This is a genomic window from Thalassospira sp. (assembly GCF_030690045.1).
Lineage (GTDB): Bacteria > Pseudomonadota > Alphaproteobacteria > Rhodospirillales > Thalassospiraceae > Thalassospira.
On sequence record NZ_JAUYHK010000016.1, the window covers coordinates 152,230 to 172,549 of the forward strand.

General features: G+C 56.1%; 1 protein-coding gene. It reads right to left on the reverse strand.

Annotated features, from left to right (window positions below; genetic code table 11):
- Positions 1-24: 24 nt before the first annotated feature.
- A complete protein-coding gene (locus Q8O73_RS12355; protein ID WP_305558469.1) occupies positions 25-20,307 on the reverse strand; it encodes a M10 family metallopeptidase C-terminal domain-containing protein in 20,283 nt (6,760 codons plus the stop codon).
- Between the last annotated feature and the right edge of the window lie 13 nt (positions 20,308-20,320).

A 20,320-nucleotide genomic window follows, 5' to 3' on the forward strand; every position in this document is an offset into this window, starting at 1 on the left:
TTATCCGGCAGACTGACAACCCGGTCAAAGACCAAAATCATTTTCGTCCAGATCGTTGCGATCCACCCCCATCAATGTCACCGATGCATCATTGCCCAGATCAAGGATGGTATTGCCATCGGCATTGGTGGTCATGGCATTGTAAACCTGATTGAAATTGCTGAAATTCCATTCGCTCAGATTGATGATGTCTTCGCCTGCGGTGAAATCAGTAATGATGTCGTGGCCGTCGCTGCGCGCCATCACAAATTCATCCCAGCCCGACCCACCGGTCAGGGTATCGTTACCCGCCCCACCATATAGCGTGTCATTCCCCGCCCCGCCCAGCAGAACATCATTGCCGGAACTGCTCCACAGAATGTCGTTGCCATTGCCGCCATCAAGGGTAACGTCGCCATAACTTTCATAGGTGCTGGTCAGATCAATGATGTCATTGCCATCCCCGGCCTCGATTACCTCGATATTGCGGATGCGCGGTGAAATACCCGGATCGCTGACAGTATCGGCCAGGAACAAGGCATCATTGCCATCGCCAAGGCGCAAGGTATCGTGTCCGTCGCCGCCATCGAAAATATCGTTCGACTGGTTATAGCCACCAACGTTGACATATTCGCCGGTGCCGGAATCCCCATTCGTCCCGTGGCCCCAGCCATTGCCGAAATGACCACCATGACCGTTGCCATTGGTGTTTGTGTGGCTATCCGTATCCGGCGACCCGTCATTAAGAGCATGCCACTGCGAACTCCAGACATTGTCGGCATGATACATCAAAACATCATCGCCAGCACCTCCGGCCAAAATATCCTGACCGGCCCCGCCCGACAGGGTATCATTGCCCGATCCGCCATACAGCGTATCGTTGCCATCTCCCCCCAAAAGCAGGTCATCGCCGGCATTCGACCAGATAATGTCATCGCCACTGCCGCCATCAATGGTGACATCGCCATAGGTCTCGGTGTCACTGCTCAGATCGACCAGATCATCGCCATTTCCGGCATTGATTACCTCGACATCAATCAGGCGCGGTGAGATTTCGGGGGCGGTATGATCGTCATGCAGGAACAGGGCGTCATTCCCGGCACTCATGGTCAGCGTGTCATGCCCGTCACCACCGTCAAAAATATCCTGAGACCTTTTATATCCGGCAAGATTGATCTGCTCGTTGGTGCCACCATTTTCCGGATCGCCGACATATTTCGCATTATAGCCCGACGTCCACGCCGCATCGGCATGATATTCCAGTTCGTCGTCGCCGGCCCCGCCATCCAGATAATCGGTTCCGGCCCCGCCATTCAGCAAATCATTACCGTCACCGCCCTGCAAGCTGTCATTGCCACCGCCCCCCGACAACAGATCATTGCCGTCAAGACCCGACAGCAAATTGGCCCCGGCATCGCCAAACAGAAAATCGTTAAAGTTCGAGCCAATCAGATTTTCAATCGACACCAGAACATCAGTTCCAGCCCCGCCGGACGCACTACCCGAGGCAAGGTTTGCCGCAACCGACGCCGTAGCATCGGCATAACTTGCGGTGTCATTGCCGCTGCCGCCATTCAGATAGTCATTTCCGAGGCCACCAGTCAGGGTATCGTCGCCCGATCCACCCCACAGACGATCATGACCATCCCCGCCCTCCAGAATGTCATTTCCGCTATCGCCATTCAGGCTGTCATCGCCGGTACCGCCGAACAATGTATCGTCCCCGTCGCCGCCCCACAGGCGGTCATTATTGGCGTCACCATGCAAGATATCGTTTCCGGCACCGCCAAGAAGCGAATCATCGCCTGAGCCACCCGACAGCGTATCGTCCCCATCATTGCCTTCAAGCCGGTCATTGCCATTGCCGCCGTCAAGGACGTCATTGCCATTTCCACCATACAGCTTGTCGTCGCCATCACCACCTTGCAAGGTATCATGGCCGTCATCACCCCACAGGGTATCCTGACCGCTGCCACCATCCAGAACATCATTGTCGGCACCGCCATAAAGCTTGTCGTTCCCGTCCCCGCCATACAGGGTATCGTCGCCCGCCATGCCATACAGGGTGTCCTGACCACCAAGACCATAAACCGTATCGTTACCCGACAGTGCGTTGATGTTGTCGTTGTTGCTGGTGCCATACAGCACATCGTCAAACGGTGTCGGACCGGAATCAACCCCGTCAAACATACTGGCCGTCGCCTGGGCCAGACCGACACCCAGCAGGGTCAATGTCCCGCCGCCCAGATTGATTACCAGATTGCCATTGACATCGGACAGGCGCGGAGTCAGTTGCGACCATTGCGTAATACCAAGCCCTGCCAGCGAAATACGGTCCTCTGCCGGGTCAAAATCCGTCACCACCTTGTCGCCGGAATTGCCGGACACAATGATCAGGTCGGCACCCGAACCGGTGGTAAAGGTATCGTTGCCATTACCGCCATCCAGCGTATCGTTCCCAGCCCCGCCATTCAAAAGGTCGTGGCCGTCATTGCCAAACATCAGATCATTGCCATCGCCGCCAGAAAGCGTGTCGTTGCCGTTACCCCCCCACAAGGTATCGTTACCGGCATCACCATTGACGATATCGTCGCCATCACCGCCCCAGATAACATCATCGCCACCTGAACCGTCGATCACATCATTGCCGGAACCACCCAGAAGGCTGTCATTGCCTTCGCCGCCATGAATGGTGTCGTGGCCTTCCATGCCGTCGATGTAATCGCCACCGTCATCACCAAACAGCGTGTCATCACCCGAACCGCCAATAAGGGTATCATCCCCGGCACCGCCTGAAACAACGTCGTCGCCTTCATTGCCGTTCAGGCTGTCATTACCATCGTCACCAGACAATGTATCATTCCCGATACCGCCCGATAGGCTATCATCACCCGAACCACCGGACAGTGTGTCATCGCCTTCATTGCCATTCAGGGTATCGTTGCCATCACCGCCATAAACAGTGTCATCTCCGGCAAGGGCGTTGATGTAGTCATCGCCACTGGTGCCAACCAGATAATCGTCAAACTGGGTCGGACCAACCGGCCCGGCTATGCCGACAAACATATCCGGGTTAATGGCGTTCAAACGGACTCCCAGCAAAGTCACCGACCCGGACGGACCAATATCAATCACCAGATTGCCATTGACTTCGGACAGGCGTGACGTCAGTTGCGACCATTGCGTAAGGCCCAGCGAGGTCAGAGAAATACGATCCACACTGGTATTGAAATCGGTGATGACCTTGTGACCGGTATTGCTGCTGATCAGGATATGGTCGGCACCCGATCCGGTGACGATGGTATCATTACCCACCCCGCCATCCAGCGTATCATTTCCTTCGCCACCATCCAGCCAGTCATTGCCATTACCGCCATAAAGGGTATCATCGCCCTTTTCGCCATACAGCTTGTCGTCGCCATTGCCACCAAACAGCGTGTCAGCCCCGTCGCCGGTCCAGATGGTATCATTGCCGTCGCCACCATAAATGGTATCGCGGCTGATATCGGCCTCGCGGTTATCGAAAATATCGTTGCCCGCACCCAGATCGACATAATTGTCAGCACTGTTGCCATAGACATAATCGTCATGGGCCGAGGCAATAACACGTTCGATATTGCTCAAAACATCGCCTTCGGCATCGCCGCCAAAGCCACGACCGCCAACTCCCGGCGTTTTGGCATGGGCGTCGGTATCTCCCAGATAAATTTCAACACCGGAGCCGGAATTCTGGTAACTGACCATATCGACGCCATCACCGCCATCCAGCGTATCGGCCCCGGCATCGCCATACAGCGTGTCATTACCTGCCCCGCCCGACAACAGGTTGTCCCCTGCATTACCCCGCAGAATATCGTTATGGTTTGACCCGATGACATCCTCAATCGAAATCAGGCTATCAATGCTGTTACTTGCATTGCCTGCCTGACCCTTACCGGTGGCAAGGTTGACATTCACTCCGGTTGTCGAGGTGTTGTAATCAACTGCATCACGACCTTCGCCGCCAATCAGGGTGTCATTACCCGTCCCACCGCGCAGCGTATCGTTGCCTGCACCGCCATCCAGAATATTGGCATTGCCATTGCCAATCAGCACATCGTCAAAATCAGAACCCGTGACGTTATCGACATAATAAATCTTGTCGTTCCCGCCCCCACCCGTGGCGGTGTTGTTCGCCAGATCAACCATCACCCCGGATGTGGCATCGTCATAGACAACATAATCGTTGCCTGCGCCGCCATTGATCATGTCGTCGCCCGCCCCGCCGCGCAGGATGTCATTCCCGGCCCCGCCCAGAAGGGTATCGTTGCCAACGCCGCCATCCAGCATGTCATTGCCGATCCCGCCATCCAGCGTATCGTTCCCGGCACCGCCATAGATGTCATCGTTTCCGGCACCGCCGGTCAGGGTGTCATTCCCGGCATTGGCCCAGATCACGTCATTGCCATTGCCACCATCAATAAAGACGTCGCCATAGCTGAGCGTCTCGCTGGTCAGATCAATCACATCATGGCCATCACCGGCCATGATGGTTTCAATCCCGTCAAGCCGTGCTCCGGCTTCGGAATCAGGCAACGTTTCAAAACTGATCGACCGGACAAAGAAATCGCTGCTATCACCCAACGGATTGTTTTCCGGAATGGCATAGGGTTCAGCATTAAAGCTGAGATAGCGGAACGCAACGGGATTGCCCGTCGCATCGACAATCGCAATATCGGCATATCCGGCACCGTTATCGCCCGGCGTATAGATTACTGTTCCGGCATCCAAAATGCCTTCACCGACCAGATTGCCATCGGCGTCGAATGCCTGCCAGCGACCGGTTTCGCCGTCTTCCTCGTTGGCAATCAGATTGGAAACCTGAACCCGCGCCATGCTGGCATTTGTTCCCAGATCGACAACGATGGTTTCACTTTGGCCGGTTCCGGCATCATGGTTTATCTGGTTACCTGCGGGCGACCCGCCATTATTGCCAATGCCGCGCCCATCATAGGCAATACTGTCATTGGCGTTCCCCAGTATCAGTTTGCCGTTTTCATCGACATGCGGCGTACCAAAATCAAAGGCATACAAACCGGCATCCTGCCAGGCGGCCTGCATTTCTGCGGCACTGCCCGGCGATGTCATACCAAACTGACGAGTTTCAGGTTCAGCGGATCCGGCAACCTTGCTGCCATCCAGAATCAGGGCATCGTTGCCGCTACCCATCACCAGCGTATCCTGCCCCTCGCCACCGATATAGGTATCATCGGAAACATTTTTGTCGCTGATATCGACAACAGCACCAGTCCCCGGCACATCCGGGCTACCCTCATTGCTCACCGACTGGCCAGAGGCAACATCATCCGCACCATAAATCAGCGTATCGTCACCATCCCCGCCCACAAGGGTATCTGCACCCGATCCGCCCGACAGGGTATCATTGCCTTGACCACCGGACAGAACGTCGTCGCCGGAACCCCCATCCAGCGTGTCATTGCCTGTGCCACCATTCAGCGTATCGTCACCCGCACCGCCATCAATGACATCGTTGCCTGTGCCACCATCGACCGTATCACTGCCATCCCCGGCATCAATCTCGTCATCACCTTCGCCCCCGGCAAGGGTATCGTCGTTTGGCGTGCCGGTATTTTCAATGCCGACAAACATATCCGAGGTCAAGGCCGACAGGGCAATCCCCGCCAGCGTCACCGCCCCCCCAGCAGGCAAGGCAATCACCGCATCCCCGGCAGCATTTTGCGACAGCAGCGGCAACAGATCGCTCCATGTCGTAACGCCGGTATCTTGCAAGGAAATAACATCTTCAGCCGGATTGAAATCCGTTACAAGATCGGCATCCGGACCATCGGCAAAGACAAAGGTATCTGCCCCGGTTCCACCGGTCAGAATATCATTTCCAGCACCGCCATTCAGCGTATCGTCACCTTCACCACCGGTAATGATGTTATCACCCGCATCGCCGATGATCACATCATTACCAGCCGAACCAATGATATTTTCAAAACCCGAAACCGTATCAGAACCGGTTTCGGCACTGCTTGCCGTACTGGCAGACAGATCAATTATCGCACCGCCAAGGGCCTCACTCATATCGAGCGTATCAGTACCCGCGCCGCCATCCAGCACATCATTTCCGGCACCAGCTCGCACGATGTCATCCCCGGCACCGCCCGAAACAGTATCGTCGCCCAGACCACCGTCCAAAATGTCGTTGCCATCACCGCCATCAAGAATGTCGTCGCCTGTGCCACCGTGGATATGGTCGTTACCATCGCCACCGAAAATCACGTCATTTCCGGCATTCGACCACAAGGTGTCATTCCCGGCACCACCATCAATCGTCACATCGCCATAACCATGCACGGCGCTGGTCAGGTCAACCACGTCATTCCCGGCACCGATATCGATATATTCAATATCGACAATCGACGGCGAAGCCGCACCACCATTGGCATGATCCCGATCCAGAATGATCGCATCATCGCCGTCACCAGCCAGCAAGGTATCGTTCCCTGCGCCGCCAAGGAACACATCGTCGCTGATATTCTTGCCCGCGATATCGGCAATTTCACCGGTTCCATCGACACCGGGGCTGCCGACATGATCGGTGAGACTGCCCACCCCGGCGACACCATCCGCGCCAAATTCCAGAACATCGTCACCATCGCCGCCATCCAGCGTATCGGCACCCGGTCCCCCCGACAATGTGTCGTTACCAGCACCACCGCTTAGCGTATCGTTACCCGATCCACCGTCAATCACATCATTGCCGTCACCACCTGCAACAACATCGTCACCGGCACCGGCATCAATGGCGTCATCACCATCCCCGCCAGTCAGGGTATCGTCATTTGGCGTCCCTGTATTTTCGATGCCTACAAAATGATCCGGCGCAAGATCGTCCAGCGCCACATCCATCAATGTGACCGTACCACCCGACGGCAGGGAGATCACGGCATGGCCTGCTGTATTTTCTGACAGCAACGGCAAAAGGTCGCTCCATGCCGTAATGCCGGTATCTTGCAGGGAAATACGATCTTCGGATGGATTGAAATCGGTGACCAGATCATCATCCCCACCATCGGCGAAGATAAAGGTATCGGCACCTTCTCCGCCTGTCAGGGTATCATTGCCATCCCCGCCTGACAGCGTGTCATCGCCTGCGCCGCCATCAATGATGTTATCACCCGCATCGCCGGTGATAACATCATTGCCAGCCGAACCAATGACATTTTCAAAACCCGAAACCATGTCCGAACCGGTTTCGGCACTGCTTGCCGTGCCTGCCGACAGATCAGCCGTCGCACCGGACGCCGCCACGGACAGATCAAGGGTATCAATCCCGTTGCCACCAGTCAGGGTGTCGTTGCCCGCACTGGCAATAATCGTGTCATCGCCCGCCGCACCGTCAATGATGTTATCACCCGCATCACCGGTAATCACATCATTGCCGACCGAACCAATGACATTTTCAAAATCCGAAACCGTATCAAAACCGGTTTCCACCGAATGCACCGTGCCCGCCGCCAGATCAACCCTCGCACCGCCAAGGGCCGCACTCATATCCAGCGTATCAGCACCCGTTCCACCATCCAGAACATCATTCCCGGCACCGGCCAGCACGATGTCGTCACCAGCACCACCCAACACGGTATCGTCGCCCGCACCGCCGTCGATATAATCATTGCCATCGCCACCGAAAATCACGTCATTTCCGGCATTCGACCACAAGGTGTCATCCCCCGCGCCGCCATCAATCGTCACATCGCCATAACCATGCACCGAACTGGTCAGGTCAACCACATCATTCCCGGCACCGGCATCAATATATTCAATATCGACAATCGACGGCGAAGCCGCACTGCCATTGGCGTGATCCCGGTCCAGAATAATCGCATCATCGCCGTCACCGGCCAACAAGGTGTCGGTCCCGGCACCGCCAAGGAAGACATCATCGCTGACATTCTTGCCTGCGATATCGGCAACATCGCCGGTGCCGTCAATGCCGGGGCTGCCGACATGATCGGTAACGCTGCCCGCCCCGACAACACCATCCGCGCCAAATGCCAGAACATCGTCGCCATCACCACCATCCAGCGTATCGGCGCCCGATCCACCAGACATTGTGTCATTGCCAGCCCCACCGACAAGGACGTCATCTCCTACGCCGCCCGACAGAATATTATCGCCGTCCGATCCGATTAGCGTGTCATTCCCGGTCCCACCGGTTACACCTTCAATCTCGATCAGGGTATCGTTGCCATCACTGGTCAAGGCTGTACCCTGCGACAGATCGACGACAACATCATCGATGCGGTCACTGTAATCGGCGATGTCATCACCGGCACCACCAATCAACGTGTCGTCCCCGACACCACCCTGTAATGTGTCATTCCCGGCACCGCCATTGATCACATTGCTGGCGGCATCACCGACAATCACATCGTCATATGCCGACCCGGTGACGTTTTCAAAACCATCCGGGCTGTCATTGCCCGCACCACCCCCGGCGGTTCCTTCGGCCAGATCCACTGTGACACCCGTCGCCGCATCACTGTAATCAACAGTATCGATCCCGGTACCGCCAATCAGGATATCATCACCACCGGCCCCCATGATGGTATCGTCACCCTGCCCGCCATCCAGAATATTGTTGTTGCCATCCCCGATCAGAACATCGTTGCCAGACCCGCCAACCACATTTTCAATGCTGTCAAGAACGTCATTGCCCGCAGCCCCGGTTGCCGTTCCCGCACCAAGATTCACCTGAACGTCACCATCGGTATCAGCATAGCTTGCCGTATCGTTACCCTCGCCACCGCGCAGGGTATCGTCGCCCGCCCCGCCGGTCAGGGTGTCATCGCCGTCTCCGGCATTCATGATGTCATCCCCGGCATGGCCGTAAATGGTGTCATCACCCGCCAGCCCGTAAATTTCATCGCCGATCTGGCTGCCATTCAGAACGTCATCATTTTCCGTACCTTCGATGCGTTCATAGCCATAGAAATTACCGGCGGAAAGATCATCGGGATCGACACCTTCCAGCGTCAGGCTTTCGCCCGGCGCCAGCGAAATGACCGTATTGCCAAACGCATCGGCAAACATTCTGGATGACAATTCATCAAAGGTATCAATACCATAGGCCGACAGATCAATCATGTCGGACGACGGATCAAAATCGGTGATGGTGTCGCTGCCGCCCCCCGGTGCGACAACAATAAGATCGGAACCTTCCCCGGTAATGATGATGTCATCGCCCGCGCCGCCAATCAGCGTGTCATTGCCCGACCCGCCATCAAGGGTATTGACCCCGTCAGTCCCGATGATCAGGTCGGCGTAATCGGTGCCGATCACACGTTCAACATTACGGATAATGTCGATGCCTTCGGCGCTTTCGGAATACTGATTGCGCAGATCAACAAAAACAGAACTGTTCAGGCCGGAATAATCGACAGTATCGATGCCCTCACCACCATCGATAATATCATCGCCCGCACCGCCAATGATGGTGTCATTCCCGGTCCCCGCATGCACGATATCGTCACCGGCTCCGCCTTCCAGAACATCATTGCCTGCGCCGCCATCAATGACATCGTCACCCTCGCCGCCATCCAGTTGATCGTCGCCGATACCGCCATAAATTTCGTCACTGCCGCTTCCGGCAACAACAATGTCATCCCCGGCCCCGGCATTAACCACATCGTTGCCTGCGCCGGTTTCTATCCTGTTATTCCCGGCATCGCCGAAAACAATATCGTTGAAACCGGAACCAATCACATTTTCGATGCCCGTCAGGGTATCGTTACCCTCGCCCGTCGCCACACCGGTCCGCAGATTGACATTTACCCCCTGGCTTGCCGCAGAATAATCAACGGTGTCGTTTCCGGCTCCGCCATTGATGATATCGTCACCCGCGCCACCTGACAGTGTGTCATCACCAAGCCCGCCCAGCAGCACATCATTGCCATCACCGCCCGACAATATGTCGTTTCCCGCCCCGCCATTGAGGGTGTTGTCATCATCATTACCGGTCAGCATATCGTCAAATTGCGTTCCCACGACATTTTCGATGCTGGAAAGCACATCATCGCCATCGCCACCGGTCACGGTATTATGGACCAGATCCGCAAATATCCCCGCACTTTCCCCGGAATAATCAATGGTGTCGTTACCAGCACCGCCATTCAGGTCATCATTGCCCGAACCGCCAACAAGCCAGTCATCACCATCGCCACTGTTCAGAGTATCATCGCCGTCGCCACCGATCAGACGGTCATTGCCCATACCGCCTTCAAGGCTGTCGTCACCCTCAAGACCATTGATGATGTCATCACCATCGGTTCCAACCAGCTCATCGGGCGTTTCGGTACCCAATTGCGCATCAACGCCCTGGAAATGATCAAGACCGAGCTGATCGGGCGAAACGCCCAGCAAGGTGATGGAGTCGTTCGGGTTCAACTGGATGATGGTATTGCCGTTGCCATCATCGACAAACATCGATTGCAATGCACCAAAACCGGCGATGTTAAAGGCGGTCAGGTCGATAACATCACCAGTCAGGCCGAAATCGGTAATGACATCATTGCCATCCCCAATCCGGAACATCACCGTGTCATTCCCCGCACCCACTGTCAGACGATCATCGCCAGTACCGGCATCAAAGAAATCATTGCCTGCACCGCCGTCAAAGGTGTCGCTGCCACTGCTACCAAGAAAAGTATCGTTGCCAGACGAACCAATGACGGCTTCGACACTGTCAAGCGTGTCATGGCCCGTCGCACTGGTGACAAGATTGTTTTCCATATCGACGGTAATCGGTCCGGACAGATCGGCATAGGACGCAGTATCGAAACTATCTCCGCCGCGCAGGACATCATCGCCCGCTCCGCCAATCAGGATGTCATCACCAGCGCCACCATCCAGCGTGTCGTTGCCTTCACCGCCCAGAAGCATATCGTTACCGCCGCCGCCCAGCAGGGTATCGTCACCGGAACCGCCTTCCAGACGATTGGCGACGTCATTGCCGATCAGGATGTCATTGCCAGCGCCACTGCGTACATCTTCAATGCTGATCAGGGTATCAGTATCAGTCCCATCGGTCGCGGTTCCGGCGGACAGATCGATTGTCACATCATTGCCGTTGACCGACAGGTCAACCATGTCGCGCCCGTCACCGCCATCCAGCGTATCGTTGCCACCGCCGCCCGTCAGGGTATCGTCACCCAGACCACCTTGCAAAAGGTTATCGCCGCTATCACCGATGATGAGGTCATTAAAATCGGAGCCCGTGACATTTTCGATATTGGCAAGACGGTCCACACCATCACCGGTCACTCTCCCGGTTGTCAGATTGACGGTCACACCCTGCACGGTGTCGGCATAGGAAACGGTGTCGATGCCATCACCGCCATCCAGCGTATCATTGCCCGCCCCACCAATCAGAAGGTCATCACCCGCCCCGCCGTCCAGAACATCGTCGCCGTCACCGCCCAGAAGAACGTCATTTCCAGCTTCACCTGACAGCGTATCGTTGCCACCGCCCCCCGAAACCGTATCGTTGCCGTCACCGGCCCGAATGACGTTGTTATCGTCATTGCCGGTCACAACATCGTCAAAACCGGTGGCAATAATGTTTTCGATGCCGGTCAGGACATCTGCGCCACTGGCTGCCCCCATTGCGGTCCCGGCGGCAAGATCAATGCTGACCGCTGCGGCAACGGCGCCGAAATCAACCGTATCGTTGCCAGCCCCGCCCAGATAGGTATCGTTGCCAGCCCCGCCGATGAACAAATCGTCACCGGTTCCGCCATCCAGAATATCGTCGCCAGCCCCGCCATCCAGCGTATCGTCGCCAGCCCCTCCGACAAGGTTGTTATTGGCAGCATTGCCGGTAATGACATCGTTATAGGCGGTGCCAATGACGTCTTCAAACCCGTCGAGGACGTCATTGCCATCGCCACCGGTTGCCGTACCGTCGGCCAGATTGATGATTTGCGCGCTTGCAACCTGTGCATAATCGACGGCATCGCGTCCGGCACCACCACGCAGAACATCGTCACCGGCGCCACCAAGTATGGTGTCGTCGCCAGCGCCCCCATCAAGGGTGTCGTTACCCGCCCCGCCAGACAGAATATTGTCGGCTGCATCGCCGGTCAGAACGTCATCAAAGTCCGACCCGGTGACATTTTCAATCGACGCCAGACTGTCATTGCCATCAGCACCACTGGCCGTCCCGGCTTGCAAATTGACCGTTACCGCACCATGCGCACCGGCATAAACCGCTGTATCAGTACCCTCGCCACCAATCAGGGTATCATCCCCAGTCCCGCCGATCAGGATGTCATCACCGGCACCGCCATCAAGGATATTGGCGTTATCATCCCCGACCAAAACATCGTTACGTACCGATCCGGTGACGTTTTCAATGCCGATCAGGGTATCAATTCCTGTCCCGTCATTGGCGGTACCGGCAGAAAGATCAACGCTAACGCCCTGGGTCGCCGCCCCCAACCGCGCCGGAATATCGGCATAGGACGCCGTATCATTGCCATCGCCGCCAATCAGGGTATCCGCGCCTGTGCCACCCATCAGCAGATCGTCCCCGGTTCCGCCATCCAGCGTATCGTTGCCACCGCCGCCGGACAAGGTATCGTTACCCGCAAAACCGTTCAGAATATTGTCCAAATTGTTGCCGGTCAGCACATCGCCAAAGGTCGACCCATCGATATTTTCAATACTGATCAGGGTATCGAGACCATCACCCGTTGCAATACTGGTAACCAGATCGACATTCACGGCATTGGTGGCACCAGTATAATCCACCGTATCGCGGCCCATGCCCCCATCCAGTGTGTCATTGCCACCGCCGCCGATCAGACGGTCATCGCCTGACATTCCGACCAGCACATTGTCCCCGGCATCGCCGGAAATTACATCGTCACCATTGCCGCCGGTAACATTTTCGATGCTGACCAGAACATCGTTCCCTGCCGCCCCGGTCGCGGCAAATGCGGCCAGATCAACATTAACCGCACCTTCCACACCGGCATAGCTAGCGGTATCGGCACCGGTTCCCCCAAACAGCGTATCGTTCCCCGCCCCACCAGTCAGAGTATCGTTACCGGACCCGCCATCCAGAATATTGTCGCCCACATCGCCGATCAGAATGTCGTTACCGGCCCCGCCGACCACATTTTCAATATTGATCAGACGATCCTCGCCATGTGCACCACTGGCGATACCCTGTTCAAGATTAACGTTCACTGTCCCTTCGGCAAGGCGATAATCAGCCGCATCAATCCCCGCCCCACCATCAAGCGTATCGTTACCACCGCCCCCGGACAAAAGGTCATTACCCGCCCCACCATAAAGCGTGTCGTCACCGACACCGCCAATCAGCGTATCGTTGCCATCAAGCCCCGAAAGCACATCGTCGCCATCGGTTCCCGACAGCACATCATCGCCATCTGTCCCTACCAAATCGCGGACGCCGACGAAGATATTCGCGTTGATTGCGCCCATCGGAACGCCAAGTAATGTCAGGCTGTTGCCCTCCCCGAAATTGACGACGACATTGCCATTCGCATCAATCGTCATCATATCGCGCAACGCGCCGTAGGAATCTACGGGCAGAGCCTGAATATCAATTTTATCAACAAGAACGTTGAAATCGGTGATCACATCCTGTCCGTCGCCGGGATTGATTACGAAAACATCGGCACCACTGCCGCCAGTCATCACATCGTTCCCGGCCCCCGATACAAAGGTATCGTTCCCCCCGTCACCGATCAGGGTATTGATTCCGGCATCGCCAATCAGGATGTCGTCGCCAGACGATCCGGTTACATTTTCGATATCGGACAGAATATCATTGCCATCGGCGCTGCTGGCTGTTCCGACCGACAAATCGACACGGACCGGGGCAGATGTGGAATAATCGACCGTATCGTTCCCCGCCCCGCCAATCAGAGTATCGTTACCTGCACCACCACGCAGAATATTATCGCCTGCATCTCCAATCAGAATATCGTTACCCGATCCGCCAATGATATTCTCGATACCCGACAGCACATCATTGCCCGCATCGCCGCTTGCCGTGCCACTGACCAGATCGACCACCACATCGCCGATTGCCTCGGCATATGATGCTGTATCGTTCCCCGCCCCACCGATCAGGGTATCATCACCTTCTCCACCGGTCAGGATGTCATTCCCGGTTCCGCCATCAAGGGTATCATTGCCTGCGCCCCCCGACAGAATGTCATTCCCGCCATTACCAACCAGATGATTGGCCCCGGCATCCCCGGTGATGGTATCGGCAAAGTCCGATCCATACACATCTTCGATGCTGATCAGGGTATCCATACTGGATGTACCGGCACCACCGGTCCCCACGGCGAGATCGACGGTGACGCCACTGCCAGACGCGCTGTAATCGACCGCATCGCGACCGGCCCCGCCATCAATCAGGTCATTGCCCGCGTCCCCGGACAATGTATCGTTCCCCTCGCCGCCAAACAGGGTATCGTCACCACCACCGCCGCGAATGATGTCGTCACCTGCAAGGCCGTCGATGATTTCGGCAAAACCTGTACCCTGAATCTCATCATTGTTTTCAGATGCGCCAAGGCTTTCGATACCGACAAAACTGCCACTACCCAAGGTATCCGGACTGACACCGGAAAGCGTAATGGTCGCACCGTCAATCTGGATAACGGCATCACCGGACGCATTGGTGGTGATGTGTTTTTGCAAGGCTTCCCAGTTGGGAATACCAAAGGATGACAAATCAATCTGGTCGATTGCCGGATCAAAATCTGTCACCCTGTCGCTATAATTTGTGGATATTCCGTTCGCATTGATGACCGGCTTGCGGAACACAAAAACATCCGCCCCATCGCCACCGCTCAGCACGTCATTGCCAAAACCGCCATCAAGGGTGTCATTCCCCTCGCCACCCTGAAGGGTATTGGAACCGTCAGTGCCGATAATATGATCATCACCAGCCGACCCAATGGCATTCTCGATTCTTGACAAAGTGTCTGAACCACCGCCACCGGTTGCTGTGCCGGTCATCAAATTCATCTGCACACTTTCGGTAATGTCTGCATAGGTCACGGTGTCATTACCGCTTCCGCCGTCAAGAATATCGTCACCCAGGCCGCCACCCAACGTATCGTGGCCTGAACCGCCCATCAGATGATCAGCACCGTCTCCCCCCCACAGAACGTCGTCGCCATCATGGCCCCAGAGGGTATTGTTGCCGCTGTCCCCCAACAAAATATCATTGCCCTGACCACCAGATACGTTCTCGATGCTGATTAGGGTATCGGTTTCGCTGCCTATCGTGGTGGTACCATCTTCAAGATCGACAGTGACCCCGGCTGACCGTCCGGAATAATCAGCAGTATCAGCACCATTGCCACCATCCAGCGTATCGTTGCCCGTACCGCCAATCAGCGTGTCACTGCCATCGCCGCCCAAAAGCGTATCATTTCCAGCCCCGCCATCGATGGTGTCGTCACCGGCAAGACCGTCAATGATGTCGCTGCGCGATGTTCCGGTCAGAATATCAGCGTTTTCCGTGCCTTCAAGGCCACGAATACCGACAAAATTATTCGCATTCAGATCATCCGGCGACACTCCCGACAATGTCAGAACACCATCCCCAAAGGTAATGGTCGCATTGCCGTCGGCATCGACGCCAATCATTGGCGCAACATCGCCAAAGATTTTAAGGCCATCGGCACGAACATCGATCTGGTCGGTTGCCGGATCGAAATCAGTGATGACATGCTGTCCGGTTTCCGCAGAAATCACAAAGACGTCGCTGCCTGCGCCGCCCGTCAAAATATCATTGCCGGAACCGCCGATCAGGGTATCGTTGCCACTGCCCCCGACATAGGTCTCAAAATTCGCAACCGTATTGGTAAAGCCTTCGCCACGCACGGTTCCGGCGGCAACATCAATCACCACATTCCCTGAAATCCGCTCATACGAAACCGTATCATTCCCGGTGCCGCCATCCAGCGTATCGTTACCTTCGCTGCCCAGAACCGTATCATCGCCAGTCCCCGCATCAATTCGGTTAATCTGACTGTTACCTGAGATGATATCGTCGCCGCTACCGGTAATGACATCTTCAATTCCGATCAGCGTATCATTTCCTTCACCGACCGCCGTTCCTGCCGCCAGATCGACACTCATATCGCCTGTCACATAGGCATAATCTGCGGTATCGTGACCGGCACCGCCATCCAGCGTGTCATCACCCTCACCCCCGCGCAGGGTGTCAACACCCTCGCCGCCCAAAAGGGTGTCATTGCCAGTGCCACCTTCCAGAATATCGTTGCCGGCACCACCGCGCAGAACATCATTGCCGCCGCCGCCAATCAGTTGATCGGCACCGTCTAAACCATCAAGCCGATTATCTTCATCATTCCCGACGATCCGGTCGGCACCATTGGACCCGGTAATATTTTCAATATTAAACAGCGTATCGGTACCGTGATCAGCCACCGCAATCCCGGTATTCAGATCGACATCCACCGTTCCGGCATCGACATAGGACACGGTATCGGACCCGGCCCCACCATCAATCGTGTCATTGCCAGCCCCGCCAACAATCAGGTCATCGCCATCATTGGTCGTGATGATATTGTCCTGGCCATCACCGGTTACGGTGTCGTTGCCACTGCCGGTGGTGATGTTTTCAATACCACTGATCAGGTCAGTTTCAGCCCCGGAAATCACTGTTCCGGCATTCATGTTGACGCCGATATCCACATCAAGGCTGCTTAGATCGAGATGATCGATACCCGCACCACCGCTATAGGTGTCGTTTCCGGCCTCGGCAAAGAAGGTATCATTTCCCACCCCGCCATCCAGAATATCGTTGCCAGCCCCGCCATAAAGCGTGTCATCACCGGCACCGCCCCGCAGAAGGTTGGCACCGGAATCGCCGGTCAGAATATCGTCAAAACCCGACCCGGTTACATTTTCAATACGATCCAGAATATCGTTGCCATCGGCACCGCTGGCTGTTCCGGCGGCAAGATCGACGGTTACACTGCCATTGGCACCACTGTAATCAACGGTATCAACGCCATCTTCACCGCGCAGCGTATCATCGCCAGCACCGCCAATCAGCGTATCGTCACCCAAACCACCGGACAGCACGTCATTCCCTGCCCCGCCTGACAGGATGTCGTCACCGGCAAAACCATAAATCGCATCTTCGCCGTCGGTGCCGATGATCGTGTCATTGCCGTCATCGCCATAAACACGGCCAAATCCGCGAAAACTGTCGGCAGTCAGGGCATCCGGCGCAACACCTTCAAGGGTCAGCGTACCATGATTGGTAAAGGTAATGACGGTATTGCCCGCACCGTCACCGGCGATCATCGGTGTCAATGCCTCGAAACTGGCAACACCCAAACGCGACAGATCAATAATATCCTCACCTGCGGTGAAATCGGTGACGACATCATCGCCGAAACCTTCGGTCAGGTAAAAATCATCAACCCCGGCACCGCCGGTCAGGGTATCGTTGCCCGCACCACCGGTCAGGGTATCAATGCCATCGCCGCCCGACAGGATATTGTCGCCCGCATCGCCGGTAATCCGGTCATCAAAATCCGACCCGATAGCATTTTCAACCATCTGGACGAGATCATTACCAGCACCACCAATGGCCGTTTGCGTCGCCAGATTGACATCAACCCCGGCAACCGCATCCTGATAGGACACCGTATCAATGCCGGCACCACCCTGAATATGGTCGTCGCCAAGGCCGCCCTGAAGGAAATCGTCGCCTGCACCGCCCTGAAGGATGTCGTTCCCGTCACCACCAAACAGCGTATCGTTGCCCGCACCGCCCTGCAAAACGTCATCGCCTGCGTCGCCCGATAAAATATCATCGCCATCAGCACCCTGAAGGGTGTCGTTACCGCTTCCGCCAGTTAGAATATCGTTACCGGCACCACCTTGTAGAATATCATTGCCCGCTTCGCCCGACAGGGTATCGTTACCCGCACCGCCTTGCAGGGTATCATCGCCAACACCGCCAAATATAATGTCATCACCCGATGTGCCATTCAGGATGTCATTCTGAATGGTGCCGGTAACGATCGGGTCGCTTTCGCCCCCATTTTCCGGATCGATTCCCTGCAATGCCCCGCCATCATCGGCGGGACCATCACTCGACCCGGCATCCTCCGGATCGGCGGCATCACCCAAAAGCGCTCCGGAACCGGTGTTTTCTTCATCTCCGCCGTCCAGAACATCGCCGCCCGCATCACCGGCCACCGGATCACTGGTGGAACCGACATCGTCATTTGCACCGGCTTCCAGTCCGGTTTCCGAATCACTGCCGTCGGTGGTGTCTTCCCCGCCAGTTTCATCACCGGCCAAAATCGGATTTTCATCGTTTTCAGAATCACCGGACTCTGTTTCGGCATCGCCGGCGGGCGATGCCTCATCATCATCACCGGCACTGACCGAAACATCATCCACACCCGACGGATCGCCGGGTGCATCACCCGATTCCAGTCCGGTTTCCGGGTCACTGCCGTCGGTGGTGTATTCCCCGCCGGTTTCACCACCGGCCAAAATCGGGTTTTCATCGTTTTCAGAATTACCGAACTCTGTTTCAGCATCGCCGGAGACATCTTCAGCAGACGATGCCTCGCCCTCATCGCCAGCACTGGCCGGAACATCATCCGCACCCGACGGATCGCCGGGTGCATCACCCGCTTCCAGGCCGGTTTCCGGGTCACTGCCGTCGGTGGCATTCCCCTCACCGGTTTCATCCGACAGAATATCGTCATCCTGATGATCCGATGAACTACCAGATACAGGCGTATCGCCTGCACCAGAACCGGTGCCAAGATTGCCTTCCTGCTGCCCGGTGTCAGCACCCCCACCTGACCCAGCCGGAATTTCTTCGCTTTCCGGCGTCAGAACGGTTTCGTCAGGTTCTACGCCTTCATCCCCAACGTTATCGCCCACATCATCCTGAGAAGACCCGGCAGCAAGTTCGCCGCCATCTTCGTCGGCGGCACCATCGGCGCCGTCAGCAACAGCCCCCGACTCATCATCGGAGGACAACGCATCATCTGCATCCGGCACATCCGAACCATTGCCGGTGTCAGCATCGGCAGTTTCCGAAATAGGATTGTCGTCGCCTGCTTCATCCGCAGCACGACCATCTTCGACGATATCGCCCGAACCGGTATCAGGGGGGGATGCGCCCCCATCAACACCATCATCTTCACCAGAAACCGGACTGTCATCATTCTGACCGCCCGAAATATCGTCCGTAACCGGTGCCGTCGAATCGCTTTCGGCTTGCCCTGCCTCCAGATCAACGATCAGCCCCTGATCGGCATCACTGAAATCAAGACTGTTGCTCCCCGAACCGCCATCAATGACATCATGACCGCCGCCCGGCGCAAATGTATCATTCCCGGCGCCGCCCAGCAGAACATTGTCATCTTCATCGCCCGTAATGACATCATCAAAATCCGAACCGATGATGTTTTCGATATTCTCAAAAACCACCGTATCGCCACCCGATACAGTGGCCGCAATACCCGTTGCCACATCAACCGACACACCGGCATCCGCCCCGGCAAAAGACAGGGTGTCGTTACCCGTGCCGCCATCGACAACATCCGAACCGCCCTGCCCGGCAATCGTATCATCGCCCGATGTGCCAGTCATTTCGGTCACATTGCCGGAATTTGCATCACCGCCGGAAGCCTCATCGGCCAGCGTAACAATCGCCGGGGCATCCACAAGATTTGCCGGGATCAAGTCCGCAACGGCAACCCCTTGCAGAATCAAAACATCCCCGGTGGCAAATGTGATGACAGTGTTTCCCTGCCCGTCATTCACTACCAGAGAAACCAGATCGGCAAAACTGGTAACACCAAGATTTTCAAACGCCAGCATGTCTTCTGCCGGGTTGAAATCAGTCACAATGTCGCGATCAAAACCAGACCGGAACACAAAGGTGTCACGGCCTTCGCCGCCGCTCATCCGGTCAGAACCACCCCCGGATACCAGAACATCGTCCCCCGCCCCGCCCGACAGGGAATTGTCGGCATCATCGCCAATCAGAACATCGTCATAAGCCGTGCCAATGACATTCTGGATATTGGTAAAAATCTGGGTCGCTGTGGAAGGTTGCCCGAAAGCCGACGGAAAAACCGAACCGGAATCAGAAACGCCCGCATCGGAATTCTCTTCCGTGCGGCCATCCAGTATCTGTTCGATATCCATATCGGTGAGGCCGAGGCCATCATCCTGATCGGCGGGCGAGCCCAAAGACAAACTCCCT